14 protein-coding genes are annotated in these 17,389 nt (G+C 57.6%); 11 read left to right on the forward strand and 3 right to left on the reverse strand.

All coding sequences use genetic code 11. The features are described from left to right. The first annotated feature begins 27 nt into the window (after positions 1 to 27). The 4 genes from U5914_RS01270 to U5914_RS01285 all read left to right on the forward strand — a co-directional run bounded on the left by U5914_RS01270 (position 28) and on the right by U5914_RS01285 (position 2,764). Positions 28 to 693, forward strand: coding sequence for a helix-turn-helix domain-containing protein (locus tag U5914_RS01270; RefSeq protein WP_336133584.1), 666 nt, complete (start codon positions 28 to 30; stop codon positions 691 to 693). Positions 694 to 800: 107 nt separating this feature from the next. Next, positions 801 to 1,151 (forward strand): DUF7344 domain-containing protein, encoded by a 351-nt coding sequence (locus tag U5914_RS01275; protein ID WP_336133585.1) that lies wholly within the window; start codon positions 801 to 803, stop codon positions 1,149 to 1,151. A gap of 98 nt (positions 1,152 to 1,249) precedes the next feature. After that, complete coding sequence (locus tag U5914_RS01280) at positions 1,250 to 1,462, forward strand: DUF8106 domain-containing protein (protein ID WP_336133586.1); 213 nt, start codon at positions 1,250 to 1,252, stop codon at positions 1,460 to 1,462. Between the two features lie 240 nt (positions 1,463 to 1,702). After that, positions 1,703 to 2,764: an enolase-like domain-containing protein gene (locus tag U5914_RS01285; RefSeq protein ID WP_336133588.1), complete on the forward strand. Its 1,062-nt coding sequence runs from the start codon at positions 1,703 to 1,705 to the stop codon at positions 2,762 to 2,764. A gap of 159 nt (positions 2,765 to 2,923) precedes the next feature. Here U5914_RS01285 and acnA read toward each other — a convergent pair whose 3' ends face one another. Both acnA and U5914_RS01295 read right to left on the reverse strand, forming a co-directional pair. Beyond that, positions 2,924 to 5,713 carry an aconitate hydratase AcnA gene (gene acnA, locus U5914_RS01290; RefSeq protein ID WP_336133590.1) on the reverse strand — a complete coding sequence of 930 codons (2,790 nt, stop codon included), beginning with the start codon at positions 5,711 to 5,713 and terminating at the stop codon, positions 2,924 to 2,926. Positions 5,714 to 5,897: 184 nt separating this feature from the next. Beyond that, a complete protein-coding gene (locus U5914_RS01295) occupies positions 5,898 to 6,173 on the reverse strand; it encodes a hypothetical protein (protein WP_336133592.1) in 276 nt (91 codons plus the stop codon). A gap of 1,595 nt (positions 6,174 to 7,768) precedes the next feature. Between U5914_RS01295 and U5914_RS01300 the strand changes: the two genes are divergently transcribed. The 7 genes from U5914_RS01300 (at position 7,769) to U5914_RS01330 (ending at position 15,917) form a co-directional block, all read left to right on the forward strand. Beyond that, positions 7,769 to 8,530, forward strand: coding sequence for an IclR family transcriptional regulator (locus U5914_RS01300; RefSeq protein ID WP_336133594.1), 762 nt, complete (start codon positions 7,769 to 7,771; stop codon positions 8,528 to 8,530). 168 nt (positions 8,531 to 8,698) lie between these two features. After that, positions 8,699 to 10,846: a hydantoinase/oxoprolinase family protein gene (locus tag U5914_RS01305; RefSeq protein ID WP_336133596.1), complete on the forward strand. Its 2,148-nt coding sequence runs from the start codon at positions 8,699 to 8,701 to the stop codon at positions 10,844 to 10,846. Between the two features lie 54 nt (positions 10,847 to 10,900). Further along, positions 10,901 to 12,883: a hydantoinase B/oxoprolinase family protein gene (locus tag U5914_RS01310; RefSeq protein WP_336133598.1), complete on the forward strand. Its 1,983-nt coding sequence runs from the start codon at positions 10,901 to 10,903 to the stop codon at positions 12,881 to 12,883. A gap of 2 nt (positions 12,884 to 12,885) precedes the next feature. After that, positions 12,886 to 13,191: an acetone carboxylase subunit gamma gene (locus U5914_RS01315; RefSeq protein ID WP_336133599.1), complete on the forward strand. Its 306-nt coding sequence runs from the start codon at positions 12,886 to 12,888 to the stop codon at positions 13,189 to 13,191. Positions 13,192 to 13,275: 84 nt separating this feature from the next. After that, positions 13,276 to 14,346: a phosphotransferase family protein gene (locus U5914_RS01320; RefSeq protein WP_336133601.1), complete on the forward strand. Its 1,071-nt coding sequence runs from the start codon at positions 13,276 to 13,278 to the stop codon at positions 14,344 to 14,346. A 70-nt stretch (positions 14,347 to 14,416) separates the two neighbouring features. Continuing rightward, positions 14,417 to 14,872, forward strand: coding sequence for a MaoC/PaaZ C-terminal domain-containing protein (locus tag U5914_RS01325; protein WP_336133602.1), 456 nt, complete (start codon positions 14,417 to 14,419; stop codon positions 14,870 to 14,872). A gap of 52 nt (positions 14,873 to 14,924) precedes the next feature. Then, the gene (locus U5914_RS01330) at positions 14,925 to 15,917 is read left to right on the forward strand and encodes a DUF7065 domain-containing protein (RefSeq protein WP_336133604.1); all 993 of its coding nucleotides are present in this window, start codon (positions 14,925 to 14,927) and stop codon (positions 15,915 to 15,917) included. A gap of 217 nt (positions 15,918 to 16,134) precedes the next feature. Here the strand turns inward: U5914_RS01330 and U5914_RS01335 are convergent, their stop codons facing one another. Next, positions 16,135 to 17,322 (reverse strand): hypothetical protein, encoded by a 1,188-nt coding sequence (locus U5914_RS01335; RefSeq protein ID WP_336133605.1) that lies wholly within the window; start codon positions 17,320 to 17,322, stop codon positions 16,135 to 16,137. Between the last annotated feature and the right edge of the window lie 67 nt (positions 17,323 to 17,389).

Raw genomic sequence — 17,389 nt, forward strand, 5'->3', positions numbered from 1 at the left:
CGGTCAATCGATGTATCACGGACAGTAATGAGTGTCATCGCAGAATTCCGCGTACCATCTACCGACTTCGAACTCGGGCGCATCCTCACTATCGACGGGGACACGACGATCGAACTCGAACGTCTCGTCCCCATCGGTGAGGCGACCGTCCCGCTCTTCTGGGTCCACAACTCGACGCGGGATTCGTTCGTCGAAAACGTCCAAAGCCACCCCGGCGTCAACAACGCCGCGGAGGTCGACGTGTTCGAGGACCGGACGCTTTTCACCCTCGATTGGGAACCCACCGACGACCACCTCATCCAAGGAATTCAGGAATCCCAGGGGCAACTGTTGAGCGCCGTCGGCACGCCCGAGACATGGGAGTTCGAACTCCGATTTCCCGATTACGACGTTCTCACCGAGTTCTCGACCTACTGCGAGGAGTCGGGCATCTCTCTGACCATCAATTACGTGTACAACCCCACGGAGCCGGATGCCCACCCATGGTACGGCCTGACCGACCCCCAGCGCGAGGCGATGACACTCGCCGTACGGATGGGGTATTACGACATTCCGAGGGGCTGTACGACCAAGGAACTCGCCGCCGAACTGGGCATCTCCGACCAAGCCGTGACCGAGCGACTCCGACGCGGCATCGTCTCCCTCGTGTCGAACACCCTCGTCACCGCCGAATCGGCCGAATCGTCCGAATAGAGCGCCTTCGCATTGTACACCATGGCGAATCGTCACAAGTCATGGGGGACTCCACTATGTATGAACAGTCAGTCGAGTCGAACGTCGGCGATAGTCGGAGCGCTCGAATGACGCCACCAGAAACCAGAGCCGAACGGTCGGCTCCAGTAGACGCAGTCCTCTCGGCAGTCGCCGACGAGCACCGACGAGCCACACTGCGGTTGCTGAATCACAGCGACAGGGAGGCGATGGAACTCGACGCGCTTGCGGACCGAGTCGCCCACGTCACGACCACACAGGCTTCCGAGGCGGACCACCGCCGCCGCGTCCGTATCGCGCTCCATCAGATTCACCTCCCGAAACTGGACGCCTACGGCCTGCTCTCCTACGACCCCGAAACGAAGGAGGTCCGAAGCGGTGCCGACGAACTGAGCGCGGAACTGCTGGCCGTTCTCGACGACTACGAGCCCGGGGAATGACCGGCAGTGCGCCGCGTGGCGCCGGTACCCACGAGAGACGATATCACCCGTTTCACCTCCCTTAGACAGTGTTATCCCGCTTCAGCAACTACATCTATATGACAACGACCGTGCCCGCGAAACGACCCTCACCGACCGACGCCACACCGCGTCAGAAGACGATGCTCTTCTGTCCGGACTGTGACCACGAAAGCGATATCGACGGCGACTGGACCGTCCACGAGGAACCGAACCGGCGCGTCTACGAATGTCCCGTCTGCAGTACCACCATCGCGAAACGGCCCCGGCCGAAACCGCTGCTTTCTCCCTGACCAGCGTCGTCTCACGCTGTCGGCGGCAGATTCCTCCCGTCTGCCGGTGGCGGTGTTCGCCTTGTAGCTGTTAGAGTTGACGAGGATAGAACGTAATAGATTTGTGATTACTACACCATACTCTAATATGAACTGTCAGACCCACCACGGCCGCTCGTCGCGTCCGTCCGCGAGTGTATTCGACCGTACCACTGGCACGGGAGTTGGTCCGACCCTCGTGTGTCCCCACTGGACTGCGGTATGACGCTGTACGAGCGCATCGCGGACCTTCCGTTGACGATATCGGGTTCAGATCGGACCAGCCGCCGCCGAAAGATGGTGGGCGAGACGACTCGTGTCACCTCAACGTTCGTCCTGCTGGCGGAAGATGAATTCGGCGCTGGCGAAGACGTCACGCACGAGGCTGTCGACCACGAAGCGTTGCCAGAGACATTGCCGTTCGATTTTGCAGGCGAATATACGTTCGACGAGTTCTCACAGTCGCTCGAAGCCGTCGACCTCTTTCCGACGAAGCCACCCGAGCGCGAAATCTCACGGTCGTATCGACGCTGGGCAGTCGAGAGTGCCGCACTCGACCTGGCCCTCAAACAAAACGACACGACACTGGCGTCCCGCTTCGGTCGGGAGCGCTCACCGGTGCGATTCGTTGTCAGTACTCCGGTCCCGGATGGGGATACGACTCGAGTCGAAGGGATACTCGCAGTCAACCCCTCCTGCGAGTTCGCGCTTGAGCCGACGGATGAATGGACCGCGGACACCTTCGCGAGACTCGCGGAGATGGACGCAGTCCGCGTACTCGATTTGAACGGCCAGTTCGGCGGAGACGGCGACAGTCGAGCACCGAATCCCGAGCTCTATCGCCGGGTCTTCGAGACGTTCCCCGATGCTATCGTGACAGACCCTGTCGTCTCCGACGACGTACACGACCTGCTCGCGGCGAATTCGGATCGTCTCTCGTTGGGTGCGTCGGTCCGCAGCACAGCCGACATCCGTGATGCGCCGTTCGAGCCGAACTGGTGTTCTATCGTCCCGTCGCGGTTCGGAACCGTCCGGTCGCTTCTCGAGACGATCGAGTACTGTGCGGAACGGGACATCAGTATGTACGGCGGTGGCCAGTGCGAACTCTGTGTCGGACGCGGGCATATCCAACTGCTCGCGTCACTGTTCTACCCCGACGCCCCGAACGAAGTCGCGCCGCGAGCGTACAACAAACCGACGGTGAAAGCGGACCTGCGCTCGAGCCCTCTCGAGCCGCCTGAGGAGCCGACCGGGATGGAATGGAAGCAACTCGAATTCGAGTAGCGGGCGCCGCGTGAACTGCTGCAAGGTTCTACGGCTCTACCTGATGGTGTTCTGTGATGCTCTACGTCGAGACGGCATTGACTGGTCGACCGTAAAAAATCGTCATCAGAGAGAACGCGTTCGGACAGAACGCGTTCGATACGACCGTGTCACGCTAGGTTACGATTCGGTCAGGCGCCGTCGGAGGACGTAGTGAAGGATTCCGCCATGTTCGATATATCGCACTCCCGCAGGTGTCCCGACCTGAGCCGTCACCGGGAACTCGACCGACGAACCGTCCGACCCCTCTGCGGTAACCGTCAGTTCGGCCATCGGCTCCAGCCCGTCGTCCAACCCGTATATACTGTAGACCTCTGAGCCGTCCAATCCGAGCGACTCCCACGAGTCACCGTCCTGGAACTGTAACGGCAGTACGCCCATCCCGACGAGATTGTCCCGATAAATGCGCTCGTAGCTCTCCGCGATGGTCGCGCGAACCCCGAGGAGGTCCGTCCCTTTTGCCGCCCAGTCACGACTCGATCCCGTCCCGAACTCCTCGCCCGCCATCACAACGAGGGGAGTCCCGTCCTCGCGGTAGCGTTGGCTGGCCTCAAAAACGGTCGTCTGCTCACCCGTCGGATGATGGATCGTGTAGCCGCCTTCGACGTCATCGAGCATCTGATTCTCGATTCGGACGTTGGCGAACGTCCCACGCATCATCACCTCGTGGTTGCCCCGGCGGGCACCGTACGTGTTGAACGCATGGGGCTCGACGCCGTGGTCCATCAGCCACTGCCCGGCTGGTAGGTCCGAACCGAACGGTCCCGCGGGACTGATGTGGTCGGTCGTGACCGTATCACCTAGGGTCAGCAGCCCACGCGCGTCCTCGACGTCGGAGACGCCGGGTTTCTCCAGCGGGAAGTCCTTGAAGAACGGCGGCTCCCGGATGTACGTCGAATTCTCGTCCCACTCGTACACCTCGCCGGTCGGTGCGTCCAGCGCGTCCCACCGCTCGTCGCCTTCGAACACGGAGGCGTACTTCTCCTCGAACATCGACGGGTCAACGAAGTCGTGTACCGCCTCGTGAATCTCTCCGCTGTCTGGCCAGAGGTCCGCGAGATAGACGGGATTGCCGTCGTCGTCGTGCCCGAGTGGGTCGTTCTCCAGGTCGATATCCATCCGACCGGCGAGCCCGTAGGCCACCACCAGCGGCGGGCTGGCGAGGTAGTTCGCCCGTACTTTCGGATGGATGCGCGCCTCGAAGTTCCGGTTCCCGGAGAGGACGCTCGTCGTCCAGAGGTCGTGTTCGTCGATGGCCGCCTCGATAGACTCCGGGAGCGGCCCCGCGTTCCCGATGCAGGTCGTACAGCCGTAGCCCACGACGTTGTAGCCGAGGTCCTCGAGATACGGTAGCAGTCCCGATGCCTCGAGGTACTGGGTCACGACGCGGCTGCCTGGTGCGAGACTCGTCTTGACGTAGTCCGGGACGTCGAGGCCACGCTCGACAGCATTCTTCGCCAGCAACCCGGCCGCCAGCATCACGGATGGATTCGACGTGTTCGTACAGCTGGTAATCGCGCTGACGACGACGCTCCCATGGCCGATCTCGACCTCGTTGCCGTCGAGATTCACGGTGACGCGCTTAGTGAGAGGTCCGAGGTCGGAGACACCTCGGTCAGCGTCCACGACCGCCTCGCCGCCGTCGGTCCGACCCATCGACTGGTCGCTCTCACCGAGCCACCGGGCCAGCGCCTCCTCGTCGGTGTCGTCGAGTTCGTCCTCGAACTCACCGTGGAGCAGTTCCCGGAAGTGGGTTCGCATGTTGCCCATCTCGACACGTGACTGTGGCTTCTTCGGCCCGGCGAGACTCGGCGTCACGGTCGAAAGATCCAGTTCGACCGTCTCGGTGTACTCGGGATTCTGCTCACCGAATAGTCCCTGGGCATCCAGGTACTCCCGGACGAGTTCGATGTGTTCCTCATCGCGACCCGTCAGTTCGAGGTAGTCCAAGGTGGCCTCGTCAACGGGGAACATGCTGATGGTCGAACCCTGCTCGGGTGCCATGTTGGCGATGGTCGCCCGGTCGGGGACTGTCAGCGTCTCCACGGCGGGCCCGTAGAACTCTACGAATCGGTCAACGACGCCGACATCCCGAAGCAGTTCGGTGACGTGGAGCACGAGGTCGGTCGCCGTCGCCCCTTCGGGCAGTTCGCCGGTGAGTTTGACGCCGACGACCTCCGGGAGGTTCATCGTGATGGGCTGGCCGAGCATCGCGGCCTCGGCTTCGATACCGCCGACACCCCAGCCGACGACGCCGATGCCGCCGATCATCGGCGTATGGCTGTCAGTCCCGACGAGCGTATCCGGGAACAGCCAGTTGTCGCCGTCCTGCTCGCGCTCATGGACGACCTGCCCGAGGTACTCCAGGTTCACCTGATGGACGATACCGGTCCCGGGCGGGACGACGCTGAAGTCATCAAAGGCGTTTTGCGCCCACTTCAGCGCCTTATATCGTTCGCTGTTCCGTTCGTATTCCAATTCGACGTTCTTCTCGTAGGCGTCCTCGCTGCCGAAATAGTCTACTTGGACGCTGTGGTCGATGACGAGGTCAATAGGAACCTCGGGTTCGACGAGACTCGGGTTCTGGCCCTTCCGCTCGACGGCCGACCGAAGTGCAGCCAGGTCGACGACGGCGGGGACGCCGGTGAGGTCCTGAAGGATGACCCGAGACGGTTGGAACGGGATGTCAGCGTCGGGAACGTCCGGTTGCCAGCCAGCGAGGTCACGGACGTCTTCCTCAGTGATATCCGCCCCGTCGGCATTTCGAAGCACGGACTCGAGGAGGACACGGATACTGACCGGTAACTTGTCGAGGTCACAGAGACCCTGCTCTTCGAGGACCGTGAGGTCAGCCATCTTGTAGGTCGTTCCATCGACCTCGAACTCGCGGATCGCATTGAAGGGATTCATTATTCGTGGAATATTTGGGTTGAGCAACCGTTATTCTTGCCCCCGCTCTCGGGAGACTGGGCCCGAACAGTTCGAGTTACACGCTGAACCGGACCGAGAGGGCCCAAAGCGGTCGTCGCGCTCACATTCGGCTCGCAATACGGCCCTGAATGAGGTGACTCGTTTTTATCAGAATTCATAGGAATCATGCACCCGTTTCCAGATCAGCCTCACTAAGCATGCGTTCAGGAGCGATTCGCGAGAGTCGCATTGCGTTCCCTGTCTCGCCGGGGGAGTTAGTTCGATAGAGGGTGTCCTTCGCTGTGTATTCGGAGTATCCTTCGAGTGATTTCGGATTCTTTCCGCGCTCAATCAGCCAGTTAGCGAAGCCTCTACGTGTTACTTCCCACGTCTGGAGTTGTTTGTCGTGCAGTACGTCTGCGGCGTCTCGCGTTGTCAGCGGCAGGTTTTCGAGTCCCATTGTAGTATTTGCCCTAACACGTTACAAAACCACCAGAGGGCGGTGGAGTGGGAATTGAACCCTGCTTTTTTGTCGTAACGTGTTCGTATCTACGCGGTCAGAAAACAGCCGAAAATTGCAAGACGTGGGCCGAATAAACATGCTCCGTCAGGGATTCGAACCCTGGTCCTTGCCGTGAGAGGCCCGAGGGGTCCGCGGGAACGCCTCCGGGAACATCCCGCCCAAGTACCGCCGAAATCGGGGTTTCAGCCTGCTTCAGTAGACCTATTTCGCCTGTGTATATATAAAATACCCAGACGATTGTCCTCTCGGCAAGTCCGGTTCGAAGGACTGCGTCTGATTGATCTACTCGGCCTTTAATGCGGTATTTCGATATCGATCATCTCTCTATCACGTGAGGTTTCGATCTCCACTGGATAGTTGAGATGTATAATACGGCCGCTCTATTCGTCGATTACTTTGATCTGACTCTCATCCTTCGTTGAGAGCTATAATGAATCTACCAACTCGTCGGATACAGTAGCGGTCAAATACACGAACTTCATCACCGTGTTCACGTTGTCACTCCGTGCAGCTGGTAGACAATCCAGATATTTTGCTGTTTGAATGTGTTGGGTTTGTGTCCCCTCACACCTTCTTATGAATAATGGTTGATACCAGTAGATCAGGTATACGACCTTATTTTAAGCGTTTCCTAAATCAATACGGTTATGTATACAAGCGTTAAACGTTGTGTTAATAGAATCCAGAACGCTGCTTGAACAAACGGTCGATGAGTGGGAAGACAGACATGGTAGGGCCCAAATCATGACACTTGAGGGCTCTGACGAGAACCAACTGCGATTCTGTTACAAGGACAGCGAGTTCGTAGACCAGCCTTTTAACGACTTCCTCAAGATAGGATGCGGCCGAACGAACTGGTGAGGTCGTCGAGACGACTTCATCAGTCCGCTCGGCATCCCCCTCGGAAGGTGACACCGTCTATTTCGGGAGTAGAGGAATCAGACAGTAAGGCCGGTGGGTACACTCCGTTTCGGTAAACAATCACTATACCACAGGCTACGTAGCTGTCACCGATCTTCCCGTGTGCAACTAGTCGGTGTCACGAACCACAGTAGAATAACACTATTATGCTTGTTAGAGTTTTATACGTTTCCTGTGAACACACCAATCCGACAATGTCGGGAGTATATAAAAGGTCGCACTTCCAATTTTTAACATTATATCTCCATATATGAAAAATAATAATACGGGTAACCGATTAATATCTCTATCCTAGTCGAATTTCTATGTATTTATTTAGTTATAATGGTTTCACCTCAGATAGAACACAGATGAAAGCGTGTGGATCGGTGATTTTGCCCAATTACCTAGTTAATATTCCAAATGAAGAGCACTCAACAGAGTAGCTTGGTGGAAAGAGTCCGACGAAGTCGGATATCCATTTTGATGGCGTAGCCGATAAACTACTGCTTTTCGAACAGGAATCAAAAGAGAGGATAGGTCTGGTTTAGATATCGTGTGGATAGTTGACTCTTATCATGATTCGACGATGTCGGATAAGGCTTATTATCTTCCTCTGCTAGAGCATGGCCATGAGCAAAAACGTCAAAATAAACGCGGTCGAAAACACAACAAAGCTGCTTGAGATTGTCTCTCGAGAGGGGCGAATTGGGGTCTCGGAAGTCGCTGAGAAGGCGGATATGCCGAACAGTACTGCACATGACTACCTTCGATCACTAGATGAAACGGGATACCTGATTAGCAACTCCGACGGATACGCATTGAGTACGCGACTGCTGGAACACGGTGCCCGCCGACGCCTCGACATGGAAATCTATCGGACAGCGAAGCCACAAATAAAGAAACTGGCTCAGGAGACTGGCGAACACGCTTCGCTGGTGATCGAAGAGAGTGGCATGGGTATTCTTCTGGCTACGATGATGGGAGACGACGCTGTCGAAGTCGTCACCCACGACGGAACGAGAACGCCGCTTCACGCCACGGCTCCGGGACGGACAATCCTAGCGAATCTCTCACCGGAGCGTGTCGAGGAGATCCTTGAGAGACATGGACTCCTTCAAGTAACGAAAAATACGATAACGGATCGTGAGAAGCTCATGAGTGAGCTCGAAACAGTTCGTGACCAAGGGTACGCATTTGAGAAGGGAGAAATAATGGACGGAATGCGTGGTGTCGGTGCCCCGATCATCCGTCGCGATACAGAAGAGGTCCTTGGTGCCGTGAGCGTCTATGGGCCGACGAGCCGGACCCGTAACAAGGAGTTCCAAGAGGCCGTTCCCGAATTACTCATCGAGGCCGCGAACGTAATTGAACTGAACATGACCTCTCGTTGATTTCCCCTGTAAGTATTTTCCTATCTTTAAAATATAAATCAATCATAACTCAAACAAAGAAAACAGCGAATTCCACTACGTAGGCGGCTTGAAGGAACCAACTAGAGACTGAATTTGCCGCCCCCTCGCTAGAAATCCGGGGAAAGATTAATAACACTACCTTTGCATGTGATTCACGAGCAGTGTAATAGGAGCAACTATAATGTACAAACGACAATGAGCTATTTAGTTAACGTCGATATCGGTGGAACACACACCGACGGTGTTGTAATCGATGAACAGGGCGATATAATTGACGGGAAGGTAGCGTCCACGCCGGACGACTTCTCGGAGGGGTTCTTCAATTCGCTGGAGGTCATAGCGGACAAGATCGGAACGGATGTTGAGGGACTCCTCAACGACGCCGAGCTCGTCTCGCACGGGACCACAGTCGGGACCAACGCGGTTCTAGAAGGTGACGACGTGGATACGAAACTGGTCACCACGAAAGGAGCCGAGTCGGTACTGTCGATGATGCGCGGTGCCCCAGGGCGGACCAGTGGTCTCTCCGTTGAGGAGTATCTCCACATGCAGGAGGTGACCAAACCAGACAGGCTGGTTTCGAAAGAAGATACGTATGGGCTTAACGAACGTATCGACTGTATGGGGGATGTAGTTGTCGAGTTCAACGAGGAGCAAGCCCGGGAAATCGCGGCAGAAATCGCCGAGTCAGACGTCGATTCGGTCGCGATCAGTTGCCTGTGGTCGTTCCTCAATCCGGAGCATGAGGAGCGTATGGAAGAAATTCTTGAGGAAGAAGTTGATGGCGACGTGTTCCTGACGCGGAGTAGCGACCTGACACCGACGTGGGGCGAGTACGAGCGGACTGCGGCGACTGCAATAAACGCTCTCATCGGGCCATCGACGTCTGACTACATCGAAAAGATCGACGACCGCCTCGAAGAACTGGGATACGACGGAACACTGCTCGTGATGCAGGTTGGTGGCGGAGTGGCCCCAGCGGAAGACGCGATCAATGAACCAGTCCGAACGATCGACTCGGGTCCGGCTGCCGGGATGACTGGATGTAGCTATCTCGCGGATACGCTGGAACACGAAAATATCATCGCAGGCGACATGGGTGGCACTAGCTTCGACGTCGGCCTCATCACGGATGGGGAACCGATTACAAAAGCCACCAACGTTGTCCGTCAGTACGACTACAGTATTCGGAACATCGACATCGAGTCTATCGGGAACGGCGGCGGTTCCATCGCGTGGGTCGAGGAGAATACCGACCGACTCCGTGTCGGCCCCGAGAGTGCCGGTGCCGATCCCGGACCCGCGTGTTACGGTCAAGGTGGTGAGAAGTTCACAGTGACCGACGCAGCTGTTCTCTGTGGCTTCATCGATCCGGAGTACTTCCTCGGAGGCCGCGAGTCACTGGACATAGACAGTGCGAAAGCGGCTGCCGAGGATCTCATGGACGCCACTGGGATGGACCTGATGGACGTTGCTCGTGGCGTGATCGAGATCTCCAATGCACAGATGGCAGATCTCATCAGCCAGCGGACGATCAACAAGGGCCACGACCCGCGTAACTTCACCGTATACGCGTACGGGGGCGCAGGCCCGCTGTATCTGCCGTCGATTGCCCACCGGCTTAGCGTCGACGAGGTCGTCATCCCGACAGGTGACTCCTCGTCCGTCTGGTCGGCGGTCGGCATCTCTTCGTCCGACGTGCTCCATCGCAACGAGAAATCGAACATGCGAACGTTCGCTCCCTTCGACCCGGAGGAGTTGACAGAACAGTTCGCGGCCATCGAGGACGACATCCGGTCTGATCTGAAATCGGAGGGCTTCGACGAAGAGGATACCCGTCTGGAGCGGTACGCGAACCTGAGTTACGGACTACAGGTTCACGAGGTCACCGTACCAGTCCCGTCCGGTGAACTAACCGAGGACGATATGGACGAACTCATCGGTCGGTTCGAACAGAAGTACGAACAACTCTACGGTGAGGGCGCGGGTGCGAGCCAGACTGGTTTCGAGCTTGTCACCGTCCGCGTCGACGGGTACGGCGAAACCACGAAGCCGAACCTGCGTGCCGAAACCGCAGAGGCCCAAGCCGACGGTGGCAACGTCGAGACGGAGGAGATCTTCTGGCCGGCTGAGGATCGGTATCTCGACACGACGGTGTACTACCAAGACGACATCGGTCCCGGAATGACTTTCGAGGGACCCGCTGTCATGCGGCTGAACAACACGACAGTGGCCGTCCCCAAATCCGACTCGGGCGAGATTGACCAGTACAACAACATCATCATCCGATCATGATTCCAGCACAGATGCGCGACGCGACGGAGAATCGACAGCAGTGCGGGGGTAACTATGTCAACTGACGACCAAGGCCACGAGGGATCCAACGTCTGGGAGGACTTCCAGAAGGGATACGTCCCCGAAGACGACCTCGATATCCATCCCAGTCTGGATCTCCACGAAGAATACACCAAGGATATTGACACGGTAACATACGAAGTACTTCGCCACAGGCTCTGGACCGTCAACGAGGAACACGGACAAACACTCGAGAACGTCTCCGGGTCGCCGGTTGCGTACTTCGGGCAGGACTTCAATCCGACGTTGATGACACACGATGGCGAGGTTGTGTTCAACGGTCCCTACGTGCAACTGTTCTCGCCGATTGCGGAGTTGCAGGTGAAGTGGATCCTCGAGAATCGGAGCGACAACCCGGGTATCGAACCGGGCGATGTCTTCATTTCGAACGACCCGTGGGTCGGCAGTACACACCAGCCGGACGTGTTCTTCGTCGCACCAATCTTCGTCGACGGAGAGTTGTTCTGCTGGATCGCGAACACGCTCCACCAGTACGACATCGGCGGCCAGAGTGCAGGGAGTTTCGTTCCCAGCGCAGACGACGTGTTCGATGAGTCGACACCGATTCCACCGATCAAAGCCGTCGAGAATGGCGAGGTTCGCAAGGACGTCAAGCAGATGTACCAGCGCCACTCGCGGATGCCCGACATGGTCGGGTTGGATTTCAACGCACAGGTGGCTGGGCTGCAGGTTACCCAAGAGCAGATTGACGAACTCATCGACGAATACGGGGCCCAGACGGTCAAGGGCGTGATGGACCGCATCATCGAGGACTCGGAGACGAAGTTCCTCGAGAAATTGCGTGAATTGCCGGACGGTACCTGGCGTGCCCGCGAGTACATGGAAGGGTCGAAGACTGGTGACGACGACCTGTACGTGGCGGAACTCCAACTTGAGAAGGACGGGGATACGCTTACCTTCAGGAATAAAGGCAGCGCCGAGAACGAGGGATCGATGAACCTCACGTACGCAGGTTTCCGAACGGCTATCTCCTGTGTCGTGAACCCAATGTTACTCTACGACCAGCTGTGGGTTACGAGTGGCGCCTACCGCCACATCGATATCAACACCGATCCGGGAACACTGAACCGGGCGGAATACCCCTCAGGTGTCAGCTGTGGCGGCACGCTGAGCATCGAGCTTTCCATTGCGTTGATATACGACGTTATGACCCGGATGCTCTCGGCATCGGACGAAACACGTGAAGACATCATCACAGATCCGCTGGCTGGACTAATCGTCCTCTCGCAGGCCGGCATGGACCAGTGGGGCAACCCATTCGGAACGATGAATCTGGACGTGATGGGAACTGGCTTCGGTGCGCGGACAGACAAGGACGGCATCGACGTCGGTGGCATCCTTTTCTCGCCGAAAGGGCCGCTGCCCAACATCGAGAACAACGAGCAGGATTATCCGATGCTGTACCTCTACCGGCGTGAATCGCAGGACTCCGCTGGACACGGCGAATACCGCGGTGGAGGTGGCATGGACTCCTGTTTCATACCACACAACACCGAGGCTATCCAGACCGTCGTCGCCGGGAACGGAGGTGTCACGCCGAACACGCGCGGCATCGCCGCCTACCCCGGTGCGCCGATCCGGAGCCGAACCGTCGACGACTCCGACATCTTGGAGCAGTTCGAGAACCAAGAGATTCCGGACGACATCGAGGAAGTCAACGGGGATATGGAGACGTACCCCCCGAAAGCCGAGTTCGTCCAAGGTGCGTTGGACGTAATGGAGACCCGCTCGCCGGGGACGGCGGGCTACGGCGATCCGCTCGAGCGTGACCCCGAGAAGGTCCTCGAAGACGTGAAGGAGGAGATCATCAGTGAGGAAGTCGCAACCGATATCTACGGCGTCGTGTTCGATGCTGATGACGGCGAACAGACTGTGAACGAACAGGCAACTGAAAACCGACGTGAGGAGATCATCGAGACGCGCCTCGCGGAGAGTACTATCCCTGCGGAGGAATAATCATGCAGATACAGAAGTACCTCGATCTCGACGAAGACGCCCAGACCATATCGTGTCGCCAGTGCGGTGAGACGCTCTGTGACGCCGAGGAGAACTACAAGGAGTACTCGGCGATGCGGACCGGTCCCGTCACAGACGCGGGACCAGCGTTCGAACCGCCCGAAAAGCTGCTTGGGGAAGACCCACATCTCGAGTTCCGACAGTTCTTCTGTCCTAGCTGTGGTGTCTTGTTCGATCACGAATTCGCTCGTGAGGACGATCCAATCCTCCACGATATCGAACTCGACGTCGACGGGATGACCGCCTGAAACGGCCGCTAACGACTAATCCCGCTCTCTGTAGCGGGATTCCGTCCCGTAGATATTTAACACTGCGACGTATTGTGGCCTGTAATGTCTGAAGATTCGGAGTACCTCGACCAGTTGGTCGATGAACGCCAGCTCCGTGAGTACCTGACGGCTGAACTCGGGGCATCGGACACATTCGAGGTGACGTACCACGAAGGCGGGAACTCGAACGAGATTCTCTTCGTCACGTGGGACAACATGGATCTCGTTCTTCGTCGGCCGCCGCCGGGCGAGACGGCGAGCACAGCGCACCAAATCCTCCGTGAGTATCGCGTCCTCTCGGCGCTTCAGCCGACACCGGTTCCCGTTCCACGAACGGTTCTCTCGTGTGAGGACACGTCGATTATCGGTGCCGAGTTCTATCTCATGGAGCGCGTTGAGGGAGAAGTCATTGGTGATTCGGAGCCTGAACGGTTCGCGACGCCGGAGTATCGCCGACAGATCGGGACGGAACTTATTGAAACTCTATCACATATCCACACGGTTGATTACGAGGCGGTCGGACTCGGTGACTTTGGCCGTCCGTCCGGATTCACACAGCGTCAGGTCGACCGCTGGACGAAACAGATGGACTGGCTCTACGAGGAGAAGGGACACGACCGACACGTTTCCGATCTCGAATCGCTCCGTGACTGGCTCTTGGATAACGTCCCCGAATCACACCCTGAGACACTTGTCCACGGTGACTTCCGGCTCGACAACATGCTGTTTGGAACTGGGACACCACCCGAACTCGTGGCAGTTCTGGACTGGGAACTCAGCACGCTCGGTGACCCGCTCACTGATCTCGGGTTTCTGCTCGCCCACTGGCGCGACCCGAAGGACGACGCCGACCCCGCGATTCCCGAGTGGACGTCACCTCACACGGAGCACCCTGACTACCTGACGAGGGAGCAACTCGTCGAACGGTACGAAGAATTGACCGGGTTAGAGTTCACGAACGAGCGGTTCTATAGAGCGCTGGCCGTATTCAAAGAGGCGGTCGCCGGTGAGATGTTCTACGCCCGATATCTCGACGGCGAGACAAGCGATCCGCTCTACCCACGGATGGAACACCGTGTGCCTTCGATGGCCGAGCGCGGTCTCCGTATTATTTCCGGCAATGAACCGCTCTAGTTGCGACGGCGTACGCAGAGTGAACCGCCGGCAAAGTTATTAGGTTCGCCCAGCGACCATATCGATACACGTGAGTCAGCTATATTTCGAAGATATTGAGGAGGGACTGTCTCGAGAGGCCGGCGCATACGAGGTGACTCGTGAGGAGATAATCGAATTCGGCGAACGGTTCGACCCACAGCCGTATCACGTCGACGAGGAGGTAGCGAACGAACTGTTCGGCGGCCTCATCGCGAGTGCGCTGCACACAGTTTCGATCTGTCAGCGTATCGTCGCAGACACGCTCTTCCGCGATGCCGTGACAAAGATGGGCGCCGGATTCGAGGCCATCCAGTGTACCGCGCCCGTCTACGCCGGGGATACGCTCTCGGTCCGGATGGAGGTACTGGAGAAACGGTCGTTAGAGAGCTATCCGGACCGAGGTCTCGTGCGAATCCAGTACACCGGACTCAATCAAGACGGGGAAGAAGTCCTTTCCACAGTCGCACTGCCGTTTTTTGAACGGCGCCAAGCAGGCGAGGCCTGACGGTCCCGGGGTACGCGGTAACTTTAACACGTACCGAGAGGATGTCTTCTGCATGAACGTCAAGTCAGACCCCAGCGACGAGTACCTCCACGAACCGTTGGACCGGCGACTGTGGAACGAGAGTTACTTTTTCGACTTCAACGACGACGCGGTCCGGGGATTCACACGACTGGGGTTCCAGCCCTACGAACGGCGCGCTAACGCGTGGTTCTACGTGGTCTACGACGACGAGGTGTACTGGTATCGCGATGAGAATATTCCCCTCGAACGGACGTTCGGCTTGCAATCCGAGACGCCAGAGTTTACACAGCGGTACGAACTCGAGAACCCGTATCAAGAGTGGACGATATCGGCATCCGGGACCAGTCACGTTGCGAACGACGCGGCGGGCGTCTTTACCGGGACCGACGAGCAGGTCGAACTTGAGGCCGACCTGACCTTCACGGACCCGCTACACGATGCGCTCGACATCGACCTGCTCGTCGACACTCAGTATCACTACGATCACGCTGGTCGCGTCACGGGAACGCTCACCATCGGTGGCGAGGAGATAACGGTCGACGGACGAGGATACCGGGACCATTCGTGGGGTTGGTTCCGAGACTGGACACCGGGGAAGTGGGGCCACATGGCGTGTTTCGCACAGTTCGAGACTGGTGACTGTTTCACCCTCATCGCTTCGACGAACCCGGATGACGAAGTCCACCACGTCTACGGCTATCACGCCAATGAGGAGACCACACGGCCGATTCGTGATGCAACCGTTGACTGGAACGACGGTCACGACCGTGAAAACCGTGCACGGGCTTGGGCCGAGGGCGAGTATCCCGACGACATTCAGTACACTCTCGAATTCGACGACGGAACGGAAACGCTTCGCTGTGAGCCAACGCACAACATCCCCATCGGCTATGAGGACCGCAACTGGGCGCTGACCGACCCCGATGGGCCGTGGCTCACCAGCATCACAAACCGTATGCCCGCTACGTGTCAGTGGCAGGGACACGACGGACTCGCTTGGCCCGAAGAACTTCTATCGATCTGATTGCAGTCGCGCAGTCTCGTGGTGAGACAGACTGCAAGAATTGTCCCTCTCCTTGTTTGCCAACTGTTTCAAAGCCTGCCTACCGATCTTTTGTATAGGCCTCTGCACTGGTGTTCACAGGGAACACTGTCGGAGGTTTTCTTACCAATGTCGCCACTTGCCGCGGAGTCACGGGCTATCTGATCTTAAAAAAGGATGGCTCTGCCCCGGCAGTCCCTCAGTGTTCGTCGAGGTAGTTGGCAACGGACTGGGTATTGTCGGTCGCCCGGATGATCGGCTGGACGAAGTCGGTCGGTTCGATTCGGGGGAACTCGAGGGCCGGATCGTCGAAGACCTCCGCGATGGCACTTTCGAGTGCGTCCTGATCGGATGGGTCGAGACCGATGACAGCGTTCGCGAGGTCGTCGAGTACTGATGTCGTGGTGAGATGGAGTGCTGGACGAAAATAGAAGTCTCCGGAGAACTGAACGTCGTAAATCGTCCCGTCGTCGTTGAAGACGACGCCCGCTTTGATGAGCTTGCGGGACTTGTAGGCGGCAATCCCGAGATCTAAGTCGTCCGGTGCGTCTTCGCACAACTCTGCGGTCGAAATCCGGTTGATCCACGGATCGCTCTCGAAGAACGGCGTCATCTCCTCGATGAACTCCGCTTCGTCGTCTTCCAGCTTCGCGTCGACGATTTCCTCGTCCTCGCCGATGAGACGTTTGACGTTCTCCTCGACGAGCGCGTCAATCATATCGTCTTTCGTGACGTCCTTTCCGAGGTCCTCAAGGATATCCGAAATCGGTCGCATCCGAGAGGTGAGACTGTCGGTATCCTTGTCCTCGAACTTCTCTTTCGGCATGTCGATGGCTTCGTCCATCAGTGCCGCGTACTCCTGCGGTGGTGCGTCCCAAATCGCGCTCGAGACGATCGCCCAGTACTCGGACTGGGGGAAGTTTGTCGCGGCGCAGGCCATCACTTTGTACCGATTGTCGTCGAGGACGACTTCCGCGTCACCGATGGATCGATATTCGCCGTCGAGTCCGACCTTCTGGAGTGCCGCCGCGTTCGCCTTTCCATTGAGTTCGTCGAAGTGTTTGAGCAGTGAATTCTCGTCCTTGTCGTGTTTGTCGTGTTGGTAGTACACAAGGACGAGCGGGATGGCTGGCGTGAACACGCCGCTGCCACCACCACCACTGTGATAGACGCGACCCGCCGTAACGTCGTTCTCTCGGACGAGATCTACGTCAAGCTGGTCCGCGTCCTCGTAGTTGCCAAGTGCGAGTGACGGCTGGTCTTCCGACCAGGAAAGCGTTACTACCGTGTCCTCGAACTCGTCGTTACGCATCTGGGTGCGCATCAGCGACGCGACTGCGCCCCACGTTCCAATCGTTGCATCGTCAATGTCAATTCTCCTAACCATGTTATCACCTGTATCGAGACAGTATGTCATGCTTATGGAGGGTTATTAAACTTTCTCCCGGTGGAAC

This window comes from Natronomonas amylolytica (assembly GCF_037031205.1).
In the GTDB taxonomy this organism is placed as follows: domain Archaea; phylum Halobacteriota; class Halobacteria; order Halobacteriales; family Haloarculaceae; genus Natronomonas; species Natronomonas amylolytica.